Origin of the sequence: Acinetobacter sp. 479375, from assembly GCF_000581715.1 — a bacterium.
GTDB classification, from domain to species: Bacteria; Pseudomonadota; Gammaproteobacteria; order Pseudomonadales; family Moraxellaceae; genus Acinetobacter; species Acinetobacter ursingii.
Map to the genome: position 1 here is coordinate 168,173 of NZ_JEZN01000001.1, position 24,001 is coordinate 192,173.

At 40.9% G+C, this 24,001-nt stretch carries 20 protein-coding genes; 6 read left to right on the forward strand and 14 right to left on the reverse strand.

The genetic code is table 11. The annotated features are described in order from the left end of the window. Nucleotides 1–27 precede the first annotated feature (27 nt). The 5 genes from cysE to J500_RS00855 form a co-directional block, all read right to left on the reverse strand. Nucleotides 28–840: a serine O-acetyltransferase gene (gene cysE, locus J500_RS00835; RefSeq protein WP_034697719.1), complete on the reverse strand. Its 813-nt coding sequence runs from the start codon at nt 838–840 to the stop codon at nt 28–30. Next, the gene (locus tag J500_RS00840) at nt 833–1,693 is read right to left on the reverse strand and encodes an RNA methyltransferase (RefSeq protein WP_004997053.1); all 861 of its coding nucleotides are present in this window, start codon (nt 1,691–1,693) and stop codon (nt 833–835) included. Before J500_RS00840 ends, cysE begins: the two co-directional genes overlap by 8 nt. A 19-nt stretch (nt 1,694–1,712) precedes the next feature. Next, nucleotides 1,713–5,276 carry a DNA polymerase III subunit alpha gene (gene dnaE / locus J500_RS00845; protein ID WP_004997054.1) on the reverse strand — a complete coding sequence of 1,188 codons (3,564 nt, stop codon included), beginning with the start codon at nt 5,274–5,276 and terminating at the stop codon, nt 1,713–1,715. Nucleotides 5,277–5,462: 186 nt separating this feature from the next. Further along, on the reverse strand, nt 5,463–6,530 hold the full coding sequence (locus J500_RS00850; RefSeq protein WP_004989587.1) for an asparaginase: 1,068 nt from the start codon (nt 6,528–6,530) through the stop codon (nt 5,463–5,465). Between the two features lie 115 nt (nt 6,531–6,645). Further along, complete coding sequence (locus J500_RS00855; protein ID WP_004997056.1) at nt 6,646–8,076, reverse strand: pyridoxal phosphate-dependent aminotransferase; 1,431 nt, start codon at nt 8,074–8,076, stop codon at nt 6,646–6,648. 228 nt (nt 8,077–8,304) lie between these two features. Here J500_RS00855 and msrB point away from each other — a divergent pair, with 228 nt between their 5' ends. From msrB to J500_RS00880, 5 genes are all read left to right on the forward strand, one after another. Then, nucleotides 8,305–8,724 carry a peptide-methionine (R)-S-oxide reductase MsrB gene (msrB, locus tag J500_RS00860; protein WP_004989584.1) on the forward strand — a complete coding sequence of 140 codons (420 nt, stop codon included), beginning with the start codon at nt 8,305–8,307 and terminating at the stop codon, nt 8,722–8,724. Next, the gene (locus tag J500_RS00865) at nt 8,721–9,206 is read left to right on the forward strand and encodes a glutathione peroxidase (protein ID WP_004997057.1); all 486 of its coding nucleotides are present in this window, start codon (nt 8,721–8,723) and stop codon (nt 9,204–9,206) included. The genes msrB and J500_RS00865 overlap by 4 nt, the downstream gene beginning before the upstream one ends. Nucleotides 9,207–9,226: 20 nt before the next feature. Beyond that, complete coding sequence (locus J500_RS00870; RefSeq protein ID WP_201686623.1) at nt 9,227–10,051, forward strand: AraC family transcriptional regulator; 825 nt, start codon at nt 9,227–9,229, stop codon at nt 10,049–10,051. A gap of 71 nt (nt 10,052–10,122) precedes the next feature. Further along, the gene (locus tag J500_RS00875) at nt 10,123–10,743 is read left to right on the forward strand and encodes a LysE family translocator (RefSeq protein ID WP_004997059.1); all 621 of its coding nucleotides are present in this window, start codon (nt 10,123–10,125) and stop codon (nt 10,741–10,743) included. Nucleotides 10,744–11,020: 277 nt separating this feature from the next. Next, complete coding sequence (locus J500_RS00880) at nt 11,021–13,240, forward strand: TonB-dependent receptor (protein ID WP_034697722.1); 2,220 nt, start codon at nt 11,021–11,023, stop codon at nt 13,238–13,240. A gap of 73 nt (nt 13,241–13,313) precedes the next feature. Here J500_RS00880 and dapC read toward each other — a convergent pair whose 3' ends face one another. The 4 genes from dapC to J500_RS00900 all read right to left on the reverse strand — a co-directional run bounded on the left by dapC (nt 13,314) and on the right by J500_RS00900 (nt 18,940). After that, nucleotides 13,314–14,483, reverse strand: coding sequence for a succinyldiaminopimelate transaminase (gene dapC, locus J500_RS00885; protein WP_034697724.1), 1,170 nt, complete (start codon nt 14,481–14,483; stop codon nt 13,314–13,316). A gap of 28 nt (nt 14,484–14,511) precedes the next feature. Next, nucleotides 14,512–17,184, reverse strand: coding sequence for a [protein-PII] uridylyltransferase (gene glnD / locus J500_RS00890; RefSeq protein WP_034697726.1), 2,673 nt, complete (start codon nt 17,182–17,184; stop codon nt 14,512–14,514). 15 nt (nt 17,185–17,199) lie between these two features. After that, nucleotides 17,200–18,423 carry a formate-dependent phosphoribosylglycinamide formyltransferase gene (gene purT, locus J500_RS00895; protein WP_171063802.1) on the reverse strand — a complete coding sequence of 408 codons (1,224 nt, stop codon included), beginning with the start codon at nt 18,421–18,423 and terminating at the stop codon, nt 17,200–17,202. Between the two features lie 127 nt (nt 18,424–18,550). Further along, complete coding sequence (locus J500_RS00900; RefSeq protein WP_004997066.1) at nt 18,551–18,940, reverse strand: tautomerase family protein; 390 nt, start codon at nt 18,938–18,940, stop codon at nt 18,551–18,553. Between the two features lie 201 nt (nt 18,941–19,141). On the opposite strand from J500_RS00900, the gene J500_RS00905 reads away from it, so the two are divergent. Then, a complete protein-coding gene (locus tag J500_RS00905; protein ID WP_227546650.1) occupies nt 19,142–19,558 on the forward strand; it encodes a hypothetical protein in 417 nt (138 codons plus the stop codon). 73 nt (nt 19,559–19,631) lie between these two features. Here J500_RS00905 and J500_RS17850 read toward each other — a convergent pair whose 3' ends face one another. From J500_RS17850 to J500_RS00930, 5 genes are all read right to left on the reverse strand, one after another. After that, nucleotides 19,632–19,919 carry a hypothetical protein gene (locus J500_RS17850; RefSeq protein ID WP_010588705.1) on the reverse strand — a complete coding sequence of 96 codons (288 nt, stop codon included), beginning with the start codon at nt 19,917–19,919 and terminating at the stop codon, nt 19,632–19,634. Between the two features lie 379 nt (nt 19,920–20,298). Continuing rightward, nucleotides 20,299–20,910, reverse strand: coding sequence for a superoxide dismutase (locus J500_RS00915; RefSeq protein WP_004997069.1), 612 nt, complete (start codon nt 20,908–20,910; stop codon nt 20,299–20,301). 188 nt (nt 20,911–21,098) lie between these two features. Next, a complete protein-coding gene (gene ychF / locus J500_RS00920) occupies nt 21,099–22,190 on the reverse strand; it encodes a redox-regulated ATPase YchF (protein ID WP_004997070.1) in 1,092 nt (363 codons plus the stop codon). Nucleotides 22,191–22,287: 97 nt separating this feature from the next. Beyond that, a complete protein-coding gene (locus J500_RS00925) occupies nt 22,288–22,947 on the reverse strand; it encodes a methionine ABC transporter permease (RefSeq protein ID WP_004997071.1) in 660 nt (219 codons plus the stop codon). Further along, nucleotides 22,928–23,998: a methionine ABC transporter ATP-binding protein gene (locus tag J500_RS00930; RefSeq protein ID WP_004997073.1), complete on the reverse strand. Its 1,071-nt coding sequence runs from the start codon at nt 23,996–23,998 to the stop codon at nt 22,928–22,930. Before J500_RS00930 ends, J500_RS00925 begins: the two co-directional genes overlap by 20 nt. Between the last annotated feature and the right edge of the window lie 3 nt (nt 23,999–24,001).

A 24,001-nucleotide genomic window follows, 5' to 3' on the forward strand; every position in this document is an offset into this window, starting at 1 on the left:
GACGTGTTACAGTATTAAACCAATTGTTTAAGCTTTAGACGAACTGCTTTGAGCTTCACATTCGCGTCGAACTTCTTCAATGATTTTGAGTTCTTCTTCGCTAAATGGTTGCTCTTCCTGATTTTGCTTTTTAAAGGTCGGGTCGAGCAGTGATAATCGTTGGCACAAGGTATTCATACGTGCTTCATTGTTCTGGATTCGATCCAGCAACACACGCATACCTTCTAAAATAGGATCAGTCTGATCACTGGTCGTTGCATAAGGCTGAAAACCAATACTTTCAGCATAATTGCGACGACGTTGTTCTTCTTCATTTTCAGTGACTTTATCTTTATAGATAAAACGGGCAGGATTACCCACCGCAGTGACGCCTGCTGGAACTTCTTTGGTCACGACTGCATTTGAACCGACTTTGGCACCTTTGCCGACTGTAAACGGCCCCAAAATTTTGGCACCTGCACCCACAATCACGCCATCTTCAAGTGTTGGATGACGTTTACCTTTATTCCAAGTCGTGCCGCCCAAAGTTACTCCATGATATAGCGTGACATCATCACCAATTTCAGCCGTTTCACCAATCACCACACCCATACCATGATCGATAAAAAAGCGTTTACCAATTTTGGCACCGGGATGAATCTCAATCCCTGTTGCGAAACGGCTAAAAGTCGATAATAAGCGCGCGCTACTTTTACAGTCTTTTTCCCAGAGTTTATGCGCGACACGATGCATGATCAGGGCATGAATACCTGGGTAGTTGCTAATGACTTCTAAGGTATTGCGAGCTGCTGGATCACGCGCAAATACAGCCTGAATATCTTCTTTGAGCTGTTTAAGCATTGGATTGATCCTCTTTATCCATTGATGTTTTTTTCCATGTGCCCTGACTCAAGGCTTGGACACGGCTAAATATGCCACGAAGTAAATGATATTCCATACGATCTAATTGTATACGTCCAAACAGACGACGCAAGCGTAAAGGCAGGAGTCGTGGATTTTGAGGATCAAGGAATTCGATATCCACCAGCATTTTTTCTAAATGTGGATAGAACTCTTCCATTTGTTTATGCGTGACCAAAGGTTCATCCCAATCCATTGCTGTGTCAGCGGTAACAGGCATTTGCTCAACTTTGGCATTGTCTTGTGATTCAGTCTTTTGTTCATGCTGTTGTAAAGTTGCCATGCGCATTTCATAACAGACCACTTGAATGGCTTGTGCTACATTCAGTACACCATACTCCGTATTGACAGGAATGGTCAGATGATAATTGGCCAATGCCAACTCTTCGTTGGTCAAGCCACGATCTTCACGACCAAATACAATCGCAACTTGCTGTTTTTTTTGTACGACTGCCTGCATGGAAAGCTCCGCGGCGGGGCGTACATCCAGCAATGGCCATGGAATGGTGCGACTACGCGCACTGGTGCCAAATACAAGATGACAGTCTTCAATTGCTTGTTCTAAGGTGTCTACAATCTCAATCTGATCAATTAAATCCTGTGCGCCTGCTGCCAGTGCGTCAATATCGGGATGAGGATAAGTTTTGGGTTTGACCAAAACCAGTTTGCTCAGTCCCATGGTTTTCATGGCTCTTAATGCACTACCAATATTTGCAGGCAAGGTGGTATTCACCATGACAATTTTTACATGCGACAAAGATTGTGAAACTGACGCATTGTCAGATGTATTCATAAATAATCCAGACTAAATTTTAAGAATATTGAGAAACTTCAGCCTGATACAAATCCATGGCTTCATCCATAGACAGATCGGTTGGCGGTGGTGCAAGTGGCACGGTTCGTACGGTTTCGGCTGCTTTTGCGGCTTTAGACTTCACTTGATATTCGATATACACCGATTCTTTACCAAAATAATCACGTAATTTCACCAGTAGTTCATCCAGTGGTGCAACTTTCCAGTTTTGTCCTAAATGTAATTCGGCTGTAGCATAGTTTTGTTCTATCGCGATTTGCACGGGAATGTGTTGGCACAGATCAATATTACAAAATGGTAAAATGATCTGTTGTAGCTCTTGAGCCAGTGCTGGAGTCATTAAATCTTGGGTCGGCTGAATCCGAATATGATTAGCACGTTTTTGACGAATTTCATTCAGGCTAAACGCTTTGCTTAGACGTGCCATTGGACGATCAAAGCCTTCTCGTTCGTAAATTTCACCCTCAATCACCACCACTTGTTCAACTTGGACAATATCTTTGAAACGTTGAAAGCGTTCATGGTTACAACTGACTTCAATTCGGGCAGTACCATCATCCAGTGTAATCATGATTCGATTCGGAAAGTTGGCAACGTCCAGCACCAGTCCTGCAAATACGGTGGTTTGACCCCGACGCGTCGGGGTCAACTCGTTAATTTTAAGTGGAATAAACGCTTTTAACTCTGAACGATACACATCAATTGGATGGCCAGTTAAATATAAGCCCAGTGTATCTTTTTCACCTTTAAGCCGAACCTCATCTGACCATGGTTTTACGGGTTTAGCAGGTTTACGTTGAACTTCTTCAACTTCACCAAACAAATCCATAATTCCAGTTTCACGGTTTTGTCGCGCTTGTTCCGCCGCCTGTACGGCTTCAGGCAATTGTGCCATTAAACTGGAGCGTTCAATACCTAAACAGTCTAGTGCACCTGCACGAATTAACGCTTCAAGAGTACGTTTATTGATTTTTTTCAGATCAATTCGATGGCAAAAATCAAACAGGTCGGTATAAGGGCCGTCTTTTTCACGCGAGTCGATCACGGATTGCATGGCTTGTTCGCCTACGCCTTTGATCGCACCTAAACCATAGACCACGGTTTTTTCGTCACTGGCATGGAAGCGATAAATCGACATATTCACAGAAGGCGGCAAAACGTCTAGACCATTACTACGGCAGTCATCAATCAAAAACACCACGTTGTCGGTGTTTTGCATTTCTGATGACATCACCGCGGCCATAAATTCAGCAGGATAATGTGCTTTTAACCACGCAGTATGATAGGCGACGAGAGCATAAGCCGCAGCATGCGATTTGTTAAAACCATAGCCTGCAAACTTTTCCATATAGTCAAAGATATGGTTGGCTGTGGCTTCATCAATATCTTTTTGGGCAGCACCTTCGATAAAGATCTGGCGTTGTTTCACCATTTCTTCAGGTTTCTTTTTCCCCATCGCTCGACGCAGCAAGTCTGCGCCACCAAGTGTATACCCTGCACAGAACTGTGCCGCCTGCATCACCTGTTCCTGATACACCATAATGCCGTAAGTCGGTTCGAGTACACTTTCGAGTAATGGATGCAAATATTCAAACTCGCCACCATGCATACGGTGAATAAAGTCAGGAATCAGATCCATCGGACCGGGACGATACAAAGATACAAAGGCAATAATTTCTTCAAATTTACTTGGGCGTGCTTCTTTGAGCATGCGCTTCATACCGACGGATTCAAACTGGAACACCGCTGTCGTATTTGCATCTGCGAAGACTTTATAGGCATCGACATCATCAAGTGGAACACGTTCAATCGCCAGCGGCTCTTTGACATCGCTACGTTTATTAATATTTTGAATCGCGTCTTCAATCACGGTCAGGTTACGTAAACCCAAAAAGTCGAATTTGACCAAGCCTGCGGCTTCAACGTCATCTTTATCAAATTGCGCAACACGGCTGGTTCCATCTGCTTCACACATGACGGCCGAATAATCTGTGATTTTACCCGGCGCAATCACCACGCCACCTGCGTGTTTACCTGTATTACGGGTAATCCCTTCCAGTTTGAGTGCCATATCCCAAATTTCACTGGCATCATCATTATCTGGATTAGAGGGATTGGTGACGATGTCCTTGAGCTGCGGTTCCATGTCAATGGCTTGCTTTAGATCGACACCTAAAGGTTTGGTCGGCACCATTTTGGAGATACGATCGGCCAAACCATAGGATTTACCCAAAACCCGCGCTACGTCTCGGATTGCACCTTTGGCCGCCATCGTACCAAAGGTTGCAATCTGGGACACGGCTTCACGTCCATAAGTACGCGATACATAATCAATCACGCGGTCACGACCTGCAATACAAAAATCGACATCAAAGTCGGGCATTGATACACGTTCTGGGTTTAAGAAACGCTCAAATAGTAGATCGTAGCGTAGGGGGTCAAGATCGGTAATTTTTAAACTATACGCCACCAATGAGCCCGCACCCGAACCCCGTCCTGGGCCAACAGGTACGCCGTTATTTTTGGCCCATTGAATGAAGTCCATCACGATCAGAAAGTAACCCGGGAAGCCCATTTTTAGAATAATATCAACTTCATATTTGATACGTTCATCGTAGGGTTTACGAATCTCATTCCAGTCTTCATCACGTTCGGCAACAGGATAGAGTAATTCCAGACGTTCTTCTAAACCGACTTTGGATAAATGCTCAAAGTAGGTATCAATGGTAAAGCCTTCTGGAATCGGATAATCAGGCAAAAAGTAAGTACCCAGTTGTAAACTGACATTACAACGCTGAGCAATATAATAGGTATTGTCTAAAGCGCTGGGAATGTCTGAGAATAATTCAGCCATTTCTTCGGCTGTTTTAAAATATTGTGCTGGACTATAGTTTCTTGGGCGGCGATCATCTGCCAGAACATAACCATCGGCGATACAGACACGCGCTTCATGCGCTTCAAAGTCATCACTTTCAATAAAGTGAACGTCATTGTGAGCCACGACTCCGACATGGTATTTTGCAGCGAGTTTAACCGCTTCCTGAATATAATCTTCTTCACCAGCACGATCGGTACGGGTGAGAGCAAGATAAACCCGATTACCAAATTTTTCTTGCCAGGCTTCAAGTAAAGCTTCAGCTTTTTGTGGATTGGAAGAACACAGCATTTTACCAACGTCACTATGTTGCCCTAATAGCACAATCATGTCTTGATGTTGCTGTAAAACCCATTCTTTTTGTACACAAGGAATACTAAGTTGCTGGCCTTCGATAAAACCACGTGACACAATTTCAGTCAGACTACGCCAGCCATCATTGGTCATGGCAAGCAGGGTAACGCGATGTTCAGCATCATTCAGACGAATTTCGCTGCCCAAAATTGGTTTAATCCCTTTAGAGAGACAACTCTCATAAAACTTGACCGCAGCATGTAAATTGGAAAGATCGGTTAATGCCAAAGCAGGCATACTTTCATTGACCGCAGCTTTGATCAGATCAGGTATCCGCACAATTGATTCGGTAATCGAAAACTCTGTATGAATACCAAGATGAACAAACTGCATAACACGATCCTGACCAAGTCCGTCGATGAATATAAGGTGCCAGTAGTTTAACATGCTCTGAGTTGAGCCGTTGTCTATTATTTTTCCAATAAAAACATAATCACTTTTTATGGGAAATACAATGTAAAAAGAAGCTCAATATGGGAAGTTGAGCTTCTTTTCAAATCATAGCTGAAAAACAGCAGATTAGTACTGCCAGAACATCCGCTGGATTTCTTTGGCATCATTGGTTTTGGTCAAAGCTAACGCTGCAAGAAGACGTGCTTTTTGTGGATTTAAATCGTGTGAGACAATCCAGCCATATTGATCATCGGGTTGTTCTGCGTTGCGTAGTACAAAGCCTTGAGGCACTCGTGATGAACGGATAATTTGAATGCCTTGTTCATCATGGAGTTGTCTTAAAGTTGGAACAATATAGTTTGCCACCGAACCGTTACCTGTACCTGCATGAATAATGGCTTTTGCGCCTGCTTTGGCGTAGGCCAAGTATGCATCAGGCAGCATTGAATCTGAACCATATACAATTTGCACCAATGGCAACTGATCACCCTTAATATTTTCAATATTAAATTCAGACGTATTGTTAAAACGTTTGACCGAGCTTCTAAACCAATAAGGTTTACCTTCTACTAGCGTCCCTAAAACGCCCCATTGGCTAGCAAATGCGTTGGTATGAATATTAATGGTTTTGGTGACATCTCGTGCAGCAAAGATGGAGTCATTCATCAGCACCATGACGCCTTTATTTTTAGCTTCATCAGAAGCAGCCAGCGCCACTGCACTATACAGATTAAGAGGGCCATCGGCTGAAAGCGCGGTTGATGGACGCATTGAACCCACCACCACAATCGGTTTATCAGTATGAATCACCAAGTTGAGGAAAAATGCAGTTTCTTCTAAAGTATCTGTGCCGTGGGTAATCACAATTCCATTCACAGATGGTTTTTTGACTAAGTCATTGACTTGACGCGCCAGTGAAAGCAATTCTTTATCGGTAATGCTTTCAGACGCAATCTGTAAAGCTTGAACGCCACTGACATTGGCGAGATCTTTGACTTGGGGAACAGCATTGATTAACGCATCGACTGGAACTTTGGCAGCAGTATAGGTTGCACTATTAGTTGAACTTGCTCCTGCACCAGCGATGGTTCCACCTGTTGCAACTACCACGACGTTATTTTTTGCATATAAAGACGCTGATGCAGCGAGCAGAGTCAGCGCAAGACCACATGATTTAAAAGTTTTACTTATCATTAACCGTTTCCTAGTTGTTAAAATTCCATTAAAAAGCAATGTCTATGCCAGACATTGCTTTAATTTATGATTTTTTAAACACCTAAGTCATTGGCAAATTATTATGTAGTCATAATTAACGCTTTGTGGCTAAGAAACGACCTAAACGGGTAATGGCTTCGCGTAGTTCATTTTCCGCAGGTAAAAACACTAAACGGAAATGATCAGGCGTTGGCCAGTTAAAGCCTGTTCCTTGCACCAAAAGAACTTTCTCTGCACGTAAAAAGTCCAGCATCAGTTGTTCATCATCTTCAACGTGATACATATTGGGATCAAGTTTTGGGAAACAATACATCGCACCTTCAGGTTTGACACAACTAACTCCTGGAATTTCATTGAGCATTTCCCAAGCAATATTGCGTTGTTCATATAAGCGACCACTTGGTCGAATCAAGTCATTAATAGACTGGTAACCGCCAAGCGCAGTCTGAATCGCATATTGAGCTTGATGATTGGCACATAAACGCATGGATGCCAACATATCTAGACCTTCGATATAATCTTTGGCGCGGGATTTATCGCCTGTAATGGCCATCCAGCCCGAGCGATAGCCTGCGATACGATACGACTTTGACAGTCCATTAAACGAAATACACAATTGATCGCCTGCTAAAGCAGCTAAGGCGACGTGTTCAATACCGTCATAAATAATTTTGTCGTAGATTTCATCGGCAAATAAAATCAGATCATGCTTTTTCGCCAAAGCGACAATTTGCTCTAAGACATGGCGCGGGTACACCGAACCTGTCGGATTGTTGGGATTAATCACCACAATCCCGCGTGTATTCGGCGTGATTTTACTTTCCATATCCACAATATCTGGATACCAACTATTTTCTTCATCACATTTATAGTGAATCGCTGTGCCGCCAGACAAATTCACTGCTGCTGTCCATAAAGGGTAGTCAGGCATTGGCACTAGCATTTCGTCGCCATCATCGAGCAGACCTTGCATAGCCATAACAATGAGTTCAGATACACCATTACCAACATACACGTCATTGACATGCATATCGCGAATGCCTTTTTGTTGATAATACTGGCAAATTGCTTTACGGGCAGGAAATATCCCTTTTGAGTCAGTATAACCAATGGCATTGGGTAAATTTAGTGCAACATCATTAATGATTTCTTGTGGTGCTTCAAAGCCAAAAGGGGCGGGGTTACCAATATTCAGTTTAATAATTTTGTGGCCTTGTTCTTCCATCTCATTGGCCGCTCGTAACACAGGTCCACGAATGTCGTAGCAAACATGCTCAAGCTTAGACGATTTTTTAATTTCTCGTGGCGTTTGATGTGTTGTGTTCATTTTGGGGCTCTCAGAAGGAGTAGGGGTCACTTTTGCATAACGATATAAATAACTTTTAAATGTTTCGGTTGTTACCAGATCAAGGTCATGTTGATCTCGAAGTAAGGCAACAATCTTTTCATGCGTAAATCCTGCCAGTTGATATTGTTTGATCACGGGCAGTAGATTTTTAAAAATAACGCTTTTTTTCTGCGACATTTTTTAATCCTGAGCAAGAATAGCGCTAAGCCTATCATATTTATGCTCACAAAAAAGCAATATTAGAAAATAAAATGCTCACCTTGTTTTATTATTTTGCTTACTTTTTGCTTTTATGAGAATTATAAGTGTTTTGTAATTTGTGAAGTAAAGACTAGAAATTTTAGAATGAATCACGTAAATATAGAATTATTCTATTTAAACAGTTAGATGAATAGGGAAATGGTCATGGGAAAACTCAATAAAACAGAACGAGAATGGCAAAGAGAGTTATCACCAGAAGAGTACCGAATTACGCGACAAAAAGGCACTGAACCTGCTTTTACCGGGCAATATTGGAACACCAAGCAGCAAGGAACGTATGTTTGTCGTTGTTGTGGTACCGAGCTTTTTACATCGGACACCAAGTATGACAGTGGTAGTGGCTGGCCTAGCTTTTATCGACCTGTCAATGCAGGCGCGATTGATGAACAGGAAGACTCAACCCATGGTATGACACGTACAGAAATTATTTGCCATAATTGCGATGCGCATTTAGGACATGTATTTGAAGATGGACCACAGCCGACAGGACTACGTTATTGCGTAAATTCGGCTTCATTACAACTAAAAACCAACGAAAAAAATGATGAGGAAACTTATCCATGACGAGTCTTTATCAGTTCGAAGCTGAATTATTAGAGGGTGACACTAAGCAGATGTCTGACTATGAGGGCAAAGTGCTTTTAATTGTCAATACTGCAAGTAAATGTGGCTTCACACCACAATTTGCGGGCTTAGAAAAAGTATACGAAAAATATAAAGATCAGGGATTTGAAGTATTAGGCTTTCCTTGTAATCAATTTGGGGGGCAGGATCCAGGTTCGAATGATGAAATTGGAGCTTTTTGTCAGCGAAACTATGGAGTTGATTTTCCTATGTTTGCTAAAGTGGATGTCAAAGGCCCTGAAGCACATGCCATTTTTCGCTATCTGACGCGTGAAGCCAAAGGAATTTTGGGTAGCGAAAGCATTAAGTGGAATTTTACCAAATTCCTTGTTAGTAAGGATGGTAAAGTGCTGAATCGTTATGCACCCACCACGAAACCTGAGAGTATAGAAGAAGATATTGAAAAAGCGTTGGCTCAATAATATTTATACAGAAATAAAGCATGTCTCACTCAGATATCGCATTCTGGAGTGATCCTCGCATGCCTTATGTGGAAACACGTAAGGCATGTCAAAGTCGTATTTGCTATAAAGCGCATAGCCATGCGACTTTTTCAATTGGTGCAGTAGATCAGGGCCAGAGTCGATTTAGTAGTTATTTACATACGACAGAGAATATTGAAGTGGGTTCAATTGTTTGTATTCCTGCATATATTGAACACGCGTGTAATCCATTGCCAGATCAGGCGTGGAGTTATCAGATGATGCATCTTGATCTGGATTGGCTTAAGCAATTATTAGAAGAATCCGTTACAGAGCGTATTTGCAACCAGATCCCTGAGTTAGTGCCAGAAATTATCAAAAAGCCTGAAATTTATCAGCATTTTTGTCAGTTGAATGATACTTTATTTGATCCAGAACGAACCATTTTAGAAAAAGAGCAATCTTTGGTTGAAACATTTACGCAGATTATTTTTCCATCATTACAATTAAAGCAAGTAGACGAAAAACTTTATCTTCAGCAATATCTAAAACATTTAGTTGATCTTATTGTTCAGTACGAGCATTTTCTTTCACTTGAGCAATTATCCGCACAAAGTGGTATTAGTCGTTACGCGATTATTCGTTTATTTAAAAGAAACTTTGGTCTGACACCTCATGCTTTTCAACTTAACTTGAGAATTAATCAAGCGCGAGACAGGTTGAAAGGCGGGAGTTCAGTCGTCGAGATCGCTTATGATTTGGGCTTTAGTGATCAAAGTCATTTCCATCGCGTGTTTAAAAGCTTAACAGGCGTAACGCCAAAACAATATCAGAGTGGCTTTTAAACGCAATTTTATACAAGAACACGATTTGGCATTTGCCTAAGCTGCGATTTTGATTTGATCGAATAGTGTTTATGGAACTCTTTTTTGCGATTGCGGTGACTCATTTCGTTGCTTTACTCTCACCTGGGCCAGATTTCTTTTTAATTTTAACGACTTTGCTTGCTCGAAATAAAAAGGCAGCACAGCAGGTCTGCTTAGGGATTGCTCTCGGAAATGCTTTAATTTTATGGGTGGTTTTTTCCAGTTGGTACCTACTTGGAAAAATAGATCACTCGACTTTGAAATATTTAAAATGGGGAGGTGCATGTTACCTCTTTTATCTGTCATTTTTGTGTTTACGTCATGCGCATGCCAAGATTGAAATTGATCAAACTGAATCATCTCAATATTCTTCTTTTTCTGCTTTAAGACAATTATTACTTGGATTGCAATCCAGTTTACTTAATCCTAAAAATATCCTTTTTTATAGCAGCTTGACCTTACTCGTTTCTGAAAAATTTAATGTTTATCAAAAAATTACCATTTCAGTGTGGATGGTGATGATAGTTTTAATTTGGAATTTATTTTTGCTGAGATTATTATCACATGAGCGCTGGATGGTCGCCTTACGCAGCCATTCTAAATGGCTTTACTATCTTTCTGGGTTAAGTTTTGTGGGATTTGCAAGCCTTTTGATGTTGATTCCATCTTAGACATTCTTTAGAAAAAAATGATGTTTCTCATAGACTTTTTCATCAGTCTCTTTTATTTAGCTCTATGTGAGAAAATAAAGAGGGTTTAAACAATGATGAAAAGAAGTCTAATGTTGATAATGAATAAATTATATTGAAGTTTTTTACATGAAAAATTGCAATCGAATTGTGAAGTTCTATTAATAAAAACATTCTGTATTTGAGAAAAGTTATTTAAATTATTTTTATTCTCATTTAGTATCATCGCAATTTTATAAACTGTACTCGTGGAATTGTGATGATCAAACTTAAACCGCTTGTCTTGATGATGGCTTGTGCATCAGGCTATATCATTACCCATGCTGATGATCAGGTTTTTCAGCAATCAGAGTCGGATGGTCAACCCGCAACTGCTTTGGAAACTATTCGTGTGGTTGCTAGTGCAGATGCTTCTGCAACAGGGCTTATGGAAGCCTACGTAGGAGGTCAGGTGGCTAGTGGTGGACGAGTAGGAATTTTTGGTAATCAGAAAAATTTAGATACGCCGTTTAACTTGACCAGTTATACCAATCAATATATTCAGGAGCGTCAAGCGAAAAGCGTGGGTGACGTTTTAAAGGCAGATCCAAGCGTTCGTGTGGGACGCGGTTATGGTAATTTTCAGGAAAACTATTATATCCGTGGTTTTAATTTAGGTTCAGATGATACCGCCTATAATGGACTTTACTCGATCTTGCCACGTCAATATATTCCAACAGAGCTTTTTGAGCGGGTTGAAGTGCTGAAAGGGGCTTCTTCATTTTTAAGTGGAGCGATGCCAAGTAATGGGGGGATTGGCGGGGCAATTAACTTATTACCTAAACGTGCAGGCAATGAGCCTTTAAACCGTGTAACTGTGGGCACTGACTTTAATGGTGGCTATATTTCAAGTGATATTTCACGCCGTTTTGGAGAGGATCAACAGTTTGGTGTTCGAGTAAACACCGCGTATCACGGAGGTGATACTCCAGTTGATGACGAAGAAAAATCTTTGGGACTTGTCTCAGTCGGGCTAGATTATCGTGGCGATCGTTTGCGTCTATCTGGAGATATGGGACATAGCAATAATCGTTTAACAGCAACGCGTCCAAGTGTAACTTTGGGTAGTGGTATCACCTCAATTCCGACACCTGTTGATAGTTCAAGTAATTATGCACAAAAATGGTCTTATTCCAACGAAGAAGATTATTTTGGAAGTTACCGCGCTGAATATGATTTAACCGATGCGATTACGGCCTATGCAGCTTATGGTTTTCGTCATGGTCAAGAACAAAATAGCTTGGGTAATGTGACACTTACAAATGCAAACACGGGTGATTCTACCTTCTATCGTTTTGATAATGCACGTGTGGATATGGTGAATACGGGGGAAGTCGGTATTCGAGGAAAATTGGATACGGGTTCTGTTCAACATAACTTAGTGCTGTCTGCGTCAGCTTTTCAACAGAATACCCGTAATGCATATTTTATGGATTGGGCAAATCAGCTAGCTACCAATATTTATCGGCCAGTCCAATATGATCAGCCTGAAGCACTAAATCCGTTATTTCATGGTAATGATATGGATTCACCAAAGCTTACGACAAGAACAAGACTTAGAAGTATTGCTATTGGAGATAATTTAAAAGCCTTTGATGATAAATTAATTGTTATGTTGGGTGGTCGTTATCAGACCATTATTCAAGATACTTATCAATATGATAATAAAGGTAAAAACCCTTCATATGATGAAAGTAAATTTACCCCTGCATTAGGTTTAACCTATAAAATCACACCTGAAATTTCAGTCTATGGTAATTATATTGAGTCTTTAGCCAAAGGTTTGAGTAATACAACAGCTAATGTCACTACGACACTAAAACCATTTGTTGCTAAGCAAAAAGAAGTGGGTGCCAAGTATGAAAATGGCGTGATTGGAGCAACACTGAGTTTATTTGATATTAATAAGCAGCGTGGTATCAAAGATGCTAATGGTGTCTTTAGTGATGGTGGTGAATATGTACATCGTGGTATTGAGCTTACTACTTATGGCAAATTAACTGATGATATTACCGTACTTGGTGGTGTAACGTGGATGCATGCTAAACAGGAAGATACAGGTTCAGTCACTTATGATGGTAATGATGAAGTAGGTGTTCCAAAGTTTCAAGCTAATTTAGGTGCAGACTGGAAACTCCCTGTTGCACAGGATATTTCTTTAAATGCACAATTGATTTACACAGGTTCGACGTATGCGAGTCTAGACAACAATCTAAAAGTGAAAGACTGGACGACACTTGATTTGGGTGCAAGCTATAAGACACATCTTGGACAAACACCGACTACATTTAACTTTGCTGTAAATAATGTATTCGATAAAGATTATTGGGGTTCGGTCGGACTGTATGACAATATCAATAGTACAGGGAATACCAATAATGGTTATGTTGTTGCAGGTCAGCCACGAACATTTATGCTAAGCGCCAGCTTTGATTTTTAATTAATTTTTGACTCAGTCAAAATAATAAAGCCTCAATATATATAGAGGCTTTATTATTTTAATTTTTTAAAATCTACAAGATTTTCTTTAAACGTTGTACCACTTGTTCACATTGTGCCAAGTCCGCGACCAATGCCATACGTACATGATTTTCCCCAGGATTTCCTTGATTAGTTTCACGGGATAAATAGCGGCCTGGTAACACTTTAATATGAGCTCTTTCCATCAACATTTTGGCAAATGCTTCATCATGATCTACTTGTAACCAGTAATAGAATCCTGCATCTGGTTTTTTAAGAGGAATTAATCCTCCCAATTCGGACTGGAATAATTCAAACTTGGCACGATATTGCTGACGATTTTCTTCAACATGTGCTTCATCATTCCACGCCGCTATAGAAGCCATTTGATGCTGTACAGGCATCGCTGCACCATGATAAGTACGAAACTTTAAATACGGTTTTAGCAGTTCAGCATCACCTGCCACAAAACCAGAACGCATACCTGGCAAGTTGGAACGCTTGGACAATGAATGAAAAACAATACAGTTTTTATAGTCATCGCGACCAATCTCAGCACAGACTTCGAGTAAACCGACAGGCGCTTGATCAAACCAAAGTTCTGAATAGCACTCATCAGAGGCAATCACAAAATTGTATTGATCTGACAGTTGAATCAGTTTTTTAAATTGTTCTTTGGACAATACAGCGCCCGTAGGGTTACCCGGTGTACAGACAAATAATAATGCTGTTTTTTTCCAGACTTCCGCTGGAACCGCATCAAAGTCACCCAAATAATCATTTTCAGGCGTACAGTTGATGAAATACGGTTTCGCACCTGCAAGCAAAGCTGCACCTTCATAAATCTGATAAAAAGGGTTTGGCATCACTACATAAGGTGTATCTTCACGATTAATCAGTGCCTGTACAAAAGAGAAAATTCCTTCACGTGTACCTGTGACTGGCAAGATATGATCTTCAACGCTAATACTATTGAGCTTAAAACGCTGGGTCAGCCAGTTGGCAATACTCTGACGTAACTCAGGTAGCCCTTTGCTATTGGGATAAGTCGATAAATGCTGAAAGTTGTCAATAATGGCTTGTTTTACAAACTCAGGGGCAGGATGTTTGGGTTCACCAATAGAAAGCGGAATGAGGGGTAGATCTGCGGGTGTGACATCTTTAAAAAGCGCATTTAACTTTTCAAAAGGATAAGGATGTAATAACGACAAACTGGAATTCATGAAACATTTACCGATTTAAAACTGTGAATTAATGTTGGCTGATGACTTGATTAGATGCTTCATCTAACGCAGATTTTAGCTGATCTGCAAAAAGTTTGGCTTCTTCAATATTCATGGGTTGACCATCTTTTTTAGTCACAAAGAAAATATCCTCAGCACGTTCGCCGAGTGTGGCAATCTTGGCTGAATGGATATCGAGCCCTTGCATCATAAAGACTCCACCCACTCGTGCTAGTAGGCCGGGTTGATCCAGTGTAGATATTTCAACCATGTTTTGTTGCAGTACAGGGTTTAGCGTAATATCAACGGTATTTTCTACATCAAAATGACGAAGTTGGCGCGGAATACGGCGTTGCATCAAGCCCGGGTATTTATCAGATTGGCTAAGCGCTTTCACCAATGCCTCTTTCACGGTAGTCTCGCGTTCTGGATCGGTCAGCAGTGTACCAAAACGATCTAATACGACATAGGTATCCAGACTAAAGGCTTTAGTGGCTGTGATAATTCGTGCATCCTGTACATCCAGATTCATGCGATCTAGCACCGCAACAGTGGTGGCAAACAGATTTGGTTTATCTTGGGTATAGATAAAGATCTGAATAGCATCCTGAGCTTGTGTCGACTGACGATGTGCACGGAATAATACCAAGGGTGCAGGGTTATCACCGTGCTGCAAAATCGCACGGGTATGCCATGCAATTTCATCGGCAGATTCTTTAAGGAAGTATTCATCGCCAAGTTCTTGCCAGACTTTTTCAACAGCGTCTAGTGAGAACTCATTCACCAGCGCTTCACTCGCAGTAAATTTGGTGTCTTCAATCAACATTTGATAATCGACAGGACGACCTAAACCTGAACGGATCACGTCTCTAGAATAGGTATAAAGCTGACGCATGAGAGAAGCTCGCCACGTATTCCAGAGTTTTGGATTGGTGGCATTAATATCAGAAACAGTCAGACTATATAGATAGTCCAGATGCTCCATATCACCTAGTTTTTCCGCAAACTCTTTGACGACATCTGGATCAGAAATATCTTTTTTCTGCGCAGTGAGTGACATGAGTAGATGGTTTTGAATCAGCCACGCGACCAGTTTACATTCACGTTCGGTAAAGCCATGTTTACGACAAAACTCAATGGCATCTTCAGCACCCAATTCACTATGATCACCGCCACGACCTTTGGCAATATCATGAAAAATCGCAGCCAAATATACGATATCGCGACGTGCCAAACGCTGAAACACTGAGCTAACCACTGGAAAATGCTGTGCAAATTCTGGTTCTTTAAAGCGATTTAAATTACGAATCAGTAATAAGGTATGTGCATCGACGGTATAAATATGGAACAAGTCATACTGCATCAGCCCCATAATTTGACCAAATGCCGGAATATAGTTGCCTAAAATTCCATAGCGTTTCATATCGACGAGCGTGTCATATAAACGATAAGGCGAACGGATAATCGCCATAAACAAGGCTTGATGCACAGGATGATCACGAAATTCCTGATCAATCCGTTTTGCCGCCATAATCAACAAACGCAAAGTTCTTGCACGGATCCCTTCGATTTCAGGGCGATTGGCTAATAAATAGAAGAGTTCTAAAATTGCGCTTGGATGTTCAGCAAAAATTTTATGATGTTGTACTGCGAGTTTGCCATCGACCAATTTGAAGTTTTCATTAATTTCTTCAATCTTACGTTCATAGTTAGGCAAACGTGGGGTAATCACAGACTCATTAAAATAGGCGAGTAGCATTTCATTGAGTGTTGAAACCTGCTGCGCGGTACGATAGTAACGTTTCATGAACTGTTCTATCGCATAATTGGCAGGTTTGCCTTCTTCTTGTACATAGCCAAATTTTGCGGCGATATCACGTTGATAGTCAAATAAAAGTCGATTTTCATCGCGCTTGGTCAAGCGGTGTAAATGATGGCGAATTTCCCATAAAAAACTTTCGGCTTCTTCCAGTACGCTCAGTTCAAATTCGGAAATAAAGCCAAGATGAACCAGATCATAAATGCGGTTGACGCGGAAATGCCGCTTGGCAATCCAGCCGATCTGATTCATGTCACGAATGCCACCAGGTGCATTTTTTATATCTGGTTCGAGGTTACTTTCAGTGTTGTTATGTTGAGCATGGCGTTTTTCCTGCTCTTCCATTTTGGCATCAAAAAAGGTTTTATCCGTCCATGTTTGAGAAACAATGCGACGCGGCCATTTGGCTAAATGTGAGTTTCCTGTAATCAGTCGTGCTTCGATGAGCGTGGTGGCAACCGTTAAATCATTGGTGGCTTCTTCAAAACAGTTGCGAATACTACGTACACTAATACCAGGTTTAAAATTTCCTACATCCCATAAAGAGGACACAAAAGTAGAAATCTGTTTTTCTTGTTCAGGTGCAATATCATGCTCGGACAAGATCATGATATCCACATCTGAATAGGGCAACATTTCACGACGGCCATAACCACCGACTGCAAAAAGCCCTAAATCAGTTTGATTTAGTCCTGCATGATTCCAAAGAAAAATCAGCGCTTCATCAATAAAATTAGAACGTGCTAAAACAATATCACGTATGGGTTGACCATTTTCATAAAACTCCTGTAGCTGCTGTTCAACGTCATTACGCCATTGATTAATTGCCTGAATGTCATGGTGACTGGTGACATAACTCAGCAGCGGAGAAGTATTGATCATAAAAATAGGCCTAACTTAAACTGATGAATTTGTTTGAACTTGAACAAGGCTAGCTGCTTGAGCAGCAAGCTCACGCGCCTGATCGGTATCTTCAGCACGTGCGGTAGCAACGCCCATACGACGACGCTTAAAACCTTCAGGCTTACCAAAAAGGCGCAAGTCAGTATCGGGATGGGCTAATGCTGTATTTAAATGACTAAAGCTTAAATTATTGGCATCTACACCCGCATAAATCACGGCACTGGCTGCTACGCTATGTCGTGCAGTATTGACAGGTAACCCTAAAATAGCACGCGCGTGTAACTCAAACTCACTTTGAAATTGAGATGCCAAGGTAACAAGTCCTGTATCGTGCGGGCGTGGTGAAACTTCACTAAACCAGACTTGGTCACCTTTGACGAATAGCTCAACTCCAAAAATGCCACATCCGCCAAGCGCAGTCGTGACTTTATGCGCGATTCGTTTTGATTCTTGTAGGGCAGCTTCAGTCATGATTTGAGGTTGCCAACTTTCAACATAATCACCAGAATCTTGACGGTGCCCAATCGGATCACAATACTGCGTTTCAATTTCACCCGTTTCTGGATTTTTAGCACGAACAGTTAGTAAGGTAATTTCAAAGTCAAAATCAATTTGAGATTCAACAATGACTTTGCCCTGATTGACGCGACCACCTGTTTGAGCATATTCCCAAGCGGCATCGACTTCTTCAAAGCTTTTAACGCGCGACTGACCTTTACCCGATGAAGACATCACGGGCTTTACAAAGTTTGGATATGCAATATCGTCGCAGGCAGCACGGAAACTTTCTAGCGAGTCTGCAAAGCGATAAGCTGAGGTTGGCAAACCTAGCTCTTCGGCCGCCAAACGACGAATGCCTTCGCGGTTCATGGTGAGATTAACTGCTTTGGCAGAAGGAATAACCGTTGCAATGGCCTTATTTTCAATTTCAACCAACACTTCAGTTGCAATCGCTTCAATTTCAGGGATGATCAGATTTGGTTTTACTTTTTCAATGAGTCGATGCAACTCATTTGCATCCGCCATATTGAGCGTATAAGAATAATGTGCAACTTGCATTGCGGGAGCATGATCATAGCGATCTGCGGCATGAACTTCGACTCCTAAACGCTGCAAAGAAATAACCACTTCTTTACCGAGTTCTCCTGAACCCAATAAAAGGACTTTAAAGGCAGAAGATTGAAGGGGAGTACCAATAGTCACGCTCATGCGAATCATCCGTGCAAAAGTTGGGTATTAAGCATAGCAGAACTCGATCATGAATTAAGCCTTGATTCACATAAAAATATATAGTTTTGTTCGACAATAAACGAAAAATGAATAAAAGTTTAAATCTGAATAAAAATTAGATGTTTATTTTATAATTTAGCTGTAATTCATCGGCATTTTGTCCACGAATGCCCCAGTTTTCTTTAGGGGTTTCAAAGATTGTAATTTCTACATCTTGTGGACTGATTCCACATTGCGCCTGAATGTTGCTAAAAATCTGTTGAATTAGTCGTTTTTTGGTTTCTGCCTGCCGTCCTGAAAACATTGAAATCTCAATGATGGTATAAGCTTCATTTCTGTCTACAGGATAAATAAAGTCTTCTGGAGCTAGTGCAATGAATCGATGGAAACGTTTATCTTCTGGGTATTGAAGAGTCATTACCAAAGCTTGGTGAATTGCATTTGATAGGGTCATTCGATGTTTTTGAATGATACTTTGGTTGGCATAAATTTTAATTTGAGACATTTAATGATCACGTTTAGGTCAAACTCATAAAATAGCAATGTAACATTAACAATTCTTAGGTTTCAAAAAACAAATTCATAAAGATTGAGTATTGTCTTGGAATTCACTAGCATAGTGGCGAAATGTTGAGACAGGTAATCGTTGATGATCACTTCAACACCCAAATTTTTGATTTTTACTTCCGTATTTTTAACTTTGGCTATGCTCTCTGGTTGTAATCAAAATGAGCAGAAGCAGACCGACAAGGTTGAAATTAAAGCTGCTCCCACACTAACCAATGATGCAACCACCTATGCGCACAAAGCATGGGATTTGATTAATCAAATAGATCCGATTGTATATACAAAAAAAGTGGATCAAATTGATGAGCAAGTCAGAAAACCACTACGCCAACTCAGTACAGACTGGCGAATTAATGTCAAAATGACAGATTCAGTCACTGAAGGTAAATATGCTTTATGTCGTAAGGCATTAACTTCGCTTGATACATGGGCAAGAGAAACAAAAGACAACAGTGCCACCGTGACCCAGAAACAAGCAGATTATGAACGGGATAAATCGCAATGTAAGGATGCCATTGCTAACCCTGCTTTAGGTAATACTGATCCCAAACGCTAATTAAATGATTATGTAAAAAAGCGAGATTCAAAAGAATCTCACTTTTTTATGATTCATTTTTTGTGAAAATAGATTAATGGTTTTGGTGACTGGTTGTTGTTGAGGTGGTTGTGGTAGTCGAAGCGGCTTTAGCTTTTTCTGGTTTGGTTGTTTTCACTTCTGTAGTTTTGACTGTTTGCGTGGTTTTTTTCGCTTCAGCTTTAGTTGGTTTTGCTTTAGCACCTGATACAGCCACACATTTACCACCTTTATGATTTGGGCCAGTTCCGCCTTGTAGTGAGGTTCCTTTTGGGCAGGCAAATGCAGTTGCACTCATAAATGCTAAGGTGCTGCTTAAGATGATGACAGAAATTTTTTTCATAGTGTTCTGATGAATATAAGGCATTAGTACCTGATTAAAAAATAGAAGATCACATACTGAGCAAAAAGAGTAGTTTTGTGTTGTATTTACTTAAAAACATTAAGATTTATAGTAATGATTTTATTTTTAATTCAGATTTAAGTTTGATGCATTTAATCGACAATTGAGCAAGCAAATAAAAGCAAGCCCTATTGTAAACAAAACAATAGAGCTTAGGTCGCTATTTTGACAAATATACAATTATGTGGGGTTTAAATTTGAAAAAAATGGCGAAAAAACACCATGAATCCTCCGCACAAAATTAAAATACCGATCGTATAACGCAATAGTGCAGGAAAGGGCATGTCATAAGAACCTGTATGCAAAATAGCTGAACCTCTTATTGGATTGCTGCTTGATAACGACGATTGACTTCATTCCAGTCCACCACATTGTAAAATGCAGCAATATATTCAGGACGACGGTTTTGATATTTCAAATAGTAGGCATGTTCCCAAACATCCAGACCTAAAATTGGAGTATTGCCATTCATGAGTGGAGAATCCTGATTTCCACTACTTTCTACCACGAGTTTTTTCTCAGGGGTGACACTGAGCCAAGCCCAACCACTCCCAAAACGGCTAATCGCTGCTTTGGTAAAGGCCTCTTTAAATACATCAAAACCACCAAGCTCTTGTTCAATGGCTGTTGCAACTGCACCTGTTGGATTTCCCCCTCCTTGAGGACTCATGACTGTCCAGAACAAAGAATGGTTGGCATGACCACCGCCATTGTTAATCACTACATTTTTGATATCAGCAGGCACTTCATTGACCTTTGATACCAGTTCTTCTACTGCTAGTTTTTCCCACGCAGTACCTTCAATCGCGGCATTGATATTATTGATATACGTTTGATGATGTTTGCTATGATGAATTTCCATCGTTTTAGCATCGATATTGGGTTCAAGTGCATCGTATGCATAAGATAACGCGGGTAGGGTGTACGCCATGAAAATGATCCTTTTTTAAATCAATTCGTAAAATCAAAGTGTTTTAATCAGATTTAGTTTAGGGGATATTGGTTTTTATGTAAATATATTGATAATCATTATCATTGTATTTATTGTTTATAAATTTATATGAGCAATAAAAAAACCAGCAGTGCTGGTTTTTTATAATTGATTAAATCGAGTGGTGATTACACGTTAAAACGGAAGTGCAATACATCACCATCCTGTACCACATAGGTTTTACCTTCAAGGCGCCATTTACCCGCTTCTTTGGCACCCGCTTCGCCGTTGTATTGGACAAAGTCATCATAGGCGATACATTCTGCGCGAATAAAGCCTTTTTCAAAGTCAGTGTGAATGACACCAGCCGCCTGTGGCGCTGTAGCACCCACTTTAACTGTCCATGCACGAACTTCCTGTACACCTGCAGTGAAGTAAGTTTGTAAACCCAAGAGGGCATAACCTGCACGGATCACGACATTGAGACCTGGTTCTTGCATACCCATTGCTTCAAGAAATTCTGCGCGATCTTCATCTTCAAGCAACGAAATTTCTGCTTCAATCTGGTTGCATAAAGGCACCACAATGGCATTTTCTTCTGCCGCCAATTGTTTAACCGCATCCAAGTGTGGGTTGTTTTCAAAACCATCTTCAGCAACATTGGCAATATACATGGTCGGTTTTAAAGTCATTAAACCAAAACCACGAACAAGTTTACGTTCATCGTCACTTAAATCCGCCGCACGAGCAGGTTTACCTTCATCCAGCAAAGGCTGGATTTTTTCTAATACGGCTTTGGTCGCAATGGCATCTTTATCGCCGCCTTTTGCAGATTTGGTCAGACGCAATAATGCTTTGGCTACAGTTTCAAGATCCGCCAATACTAATTCTGTATTAATTGTAGCAATATCATCGAGTGGATCGATTTTACCATTTACGTGAATGACATTTTCATCTTCAAAACAGCGTACGACATGCGCAATCGCATCGGTTTCACGAATATTGGCTAAAAACTGATTCCCCAGGCCTTCACCTTTAGATGCACCTGCGACTAGACCTGCAATATCTACAAATTCCATCGTGGTTGGTAGAATGCGCTGTGGTTTTACAATCGCTGCAAGTTTATCAAGACGTGCATCAGGTACTGGTACGATGCCAGTATTGGGTTCAATGGTACAGAACGGAAAGTTTTCTGCGGCAATCGCAGCCTTGGTGAGTGCATTAAAAAGTGTTGATTTACCAACGTTTGGCAGGCCGACAATACCACAATTAAAACCCATGAGAGGACTCACAAAAATATAAATTAAAAACTGGCGCTGATTTTACATGAAAGCCATGACAAAGTCAGGTCATGGCTAAGTGCAAATCATCACAAGTTTAAATTTTGCGTTTGTCTAACTGTTGAGAAAGCGTATCTCCTGTGGCTTGAATCAACATCACCAATACAATCAGCACTACAATCACCGCAAACATCACAGTTAAATCAAAACGTTGATAGCCATATCGATACGCAATATCCCCCAGACCGCCTGCACCAATCGCACCTGCGATGGCGGAAGAATTAATCATGGTGACGATGGTCACGGTAAAACCTGCCACAATGCCCGGTAATGCTTCAGGCAATAGCACATGCCAGATAATCTGCTGACGATTACAGCCGATCGCTTGTGCAGCTTCGATTAGCCCTTGATCTACTTCGCGTAAACTAACTTCTGCAATGCGAGCAAAAAAAGGAATCGCGGCAAGGGTCAGTGGAACCACCGCAGCCCAAACGCCATAACTGGTTCCGACAATCCAGCGGGTGATGGGAATCAGTGCGACCATCAAAATCAAAAAGGGAATAGAGCGGGTAATATTAATAATCCAGCCAATCGGTTGATTGATGGCCTGAGAAGGATAAATACCATTTTCTGAGGTACTGACTAAAATTACAGCGAGTGGTAACCCGATGAGAAATGCCAATAAAGCGGAAACCCCGACCATGATCAAGGTGTCGAGCGTTCCTGTCAGTAATAAATCAATGAGTTGGTCGTGCATAACCGATCACCTCGATATGTTGAATCAGCGATGTAAGCTGTTGTTTTAAATGATTTAGATCAAGATTGAGTCGTGGTATGCCGACCACCCACGATCCAATCAAATGTTGTTGAATGTTATCTACATGACTTTGGTACAAATACACAGGGGTATCAAAGCTCGCTAGAAGTTGCGTCAGATCAGGCGCATGTTGGGCATCGCTTTGATATTTAAGTTTAAGAATCGTATGGGTGGAGTCTGCTTGAACGTATGAATGCACTTGAAATGGTAAATCCAGTTGTTCCAGATTTAACAGTTCTTGAGTAATCGGCTGTACAGGATTGGAAAAGACCGACCACACTTGTCCTGATTCGACGATTTGACCTTGTTCAATCACCACCACTTGATCACAAATTTCACTTATCACTTGCATTTCATGAGTAATCAAGACAATGGTAATGCCAAGTTCCTGATTAATTTTTTTGAGTAAAGACAAAATGACAGCAGTGCTTTCAGGGTCTAACGCTGAGGTCGCTTCATCACAGAGTAAAATTTCTGGATGATGAACCAGTGCTCTGCCAATGCCGACACGCTGCTTTTGTCCACCTGAAAGCTGAGAAGGGTATTGCCCAGCTTTATGGCTGAGCCCTACCAAAGATAAAACTTCATCGACGCGATTTTTAATTTCAGATTTGGCATAGCCCGAAACTTTGAGTGGGAGTGCCACATTTTCCCATACCGTTTTGGCCGACATTAAATTAAAATGTTGAAAAATCATGCCAATGCGTTGACGTAACTTGATCAAACGTGAGTGATCCAGTGTGGTCAGTTCATCTTGATGAATCTTGATGGAACCTGAACTCGGTTGCTCAAGTCCATTCAGGGTACGCAATAAAGAAGATTTACCCGCACCACTTTTACCAATGATCCCAACAATTTTACCTTCTGGAATATCCAGATTAATTTCTTTTAATGCTTCAACCTGTTGACCTTGACTATCATAGGTTTTATTGAGTGAGCGAATTTGAATATGTGGAACTGCAAAACTCACTTGAGCGCCGAAACTGACCATGAC

Bases quoted from the DNA above. Each gene is read 5' to 3' on its own strand.
- cysE (WP_034697719.1), bottom strand. From the start codon at position 840: ATGCTTAAACAGCTCAAAGAAGATATTCAGGCTGTATTTGCGCGTGAT.
- J500_RS00840 (WP_004997053.1), bottom strand. From the start codon at position 1,693: ATGAATACATCTGACAATGCGTCAGTTTCACAATCTTTGTCGCATGTA.
- dnaE (WP_004997054.1), bottom strand. From the start codon at position 5,276: ATGCAGTTTGTTCATCTTGGTATTCATACAGAGTTTTCGATTACCGAA.
- J500_RS00850 (WP_004989587.1), bottom strand. From the start codon at position 6,530: ATGATAAGTAAAACTTTTAAATCATGTGGTCTTGCGCTGACTCTGCTC.
- J500_RS00855 (WP_004997056.1), bottom strand. From the start codon at position 8,076: ATGTCGCAGAAAAAAAGCGTTATTTTTAAAAATCTACTGCCCGTGATC.
- msrB (WP_004989584.1), top strand. From the start codon at position 8,305: ATGGGAAAACTCAATAAAACAGAACGAGAATGGCAAAGAGAGTTATCA.
- J500_RS00865 (WP_004997057.1), top strand. From the start codon at position 8,721: ATGACGAGTCTTTATCAGTTCGAAGCTGAATTATTAGAGGGTGACACT.
- J500_RS00870 (WP_201686623.1), top strand. From the start codon at position 9,227: ATGTCTCACTCAGATATCGCATTCTGGAGTGATCCTCGCATGCCTTAT.
- J500_RS00875 (WP_004997059.1), top strand. From the start codon at position 10,123: ATGGAACTCTTTTTTGCGATTGCGGTGACTCATTTCGTTGCTTTACTC.
- J500_RS00880 (WP_034697722.1), top strand. From the start codon at position 11,021: ATGATCAAACTTAAACCGCTTGTCTTGATGATGGCTTGTGCATCAGGC.
- dapC (WP_034697724.1), bottom strand. From the start codon at position 14,483: ATGAATTCCAGTTTGTCGTTATTACATCCTTATCCTTTTGAAAAGTTA.
- glnD (WP_034697726.1), bottom strand. From the start codon at position 17,184: ATGATCAATACTTCTCCGCTGCTGAGTTATGTCACCAGTCACCATGAC.
- purT (WP_171063802.1), bottom strand. From the start codon at position 18,423: ATGATTCGCATGAGCGTGACTATTGGTACTCCCCTTCAATCTTCTGCC.
- J500_RS00900 (WP_004997066.1), bottom strand. From the start codon at position 18,940: ATGTCTCAAATTAAAATTTATGCCAACCAAAGTATCATTCAAAAACAT.
- J500_RS00905 (WP_227546650.1), top strand. From the start codon at position 19,142: ATGCTCTCTGGTTGTAATCAAAATGAGCAGAAGCAGACCGACAAGGTT.
- J500_RS17850 (WP_010588705.1), bottom strand. From the start codon at position 19,919: ATGAAAAAAATTTCTGTCATCATCTTAAGCAGCACCTTAGCATTTATG.
- J500_RS00915 (WP_004997069.1), bottom strand. From the start codon at position 20,910: ATGGCGTACACCCTACCCGCGTTATCTTATGCATACGATGCACTTGAA.
- ychF (WP_004997070.1), bottom strand. From the start codon at position 22,190: ATGGGTTTTAATTGTGGTATTGTCGGCCTGCCAAACGTTGGTAAATCA.
- J500_RS00925 (WP_004997071.1), bottom strand. From the start codon at position 22,947: ATGCACGACCAACTCATTGATTTATTACTGACAGGAACGCTCGACACC.
- J500_RS00930 (WP_004997073.1), bottom strand. From the start codon at position 23,998: ATGGTCAGTTTCGGCGCTCAAGTGAGTTTTGCAGTTCCACATATTCAA.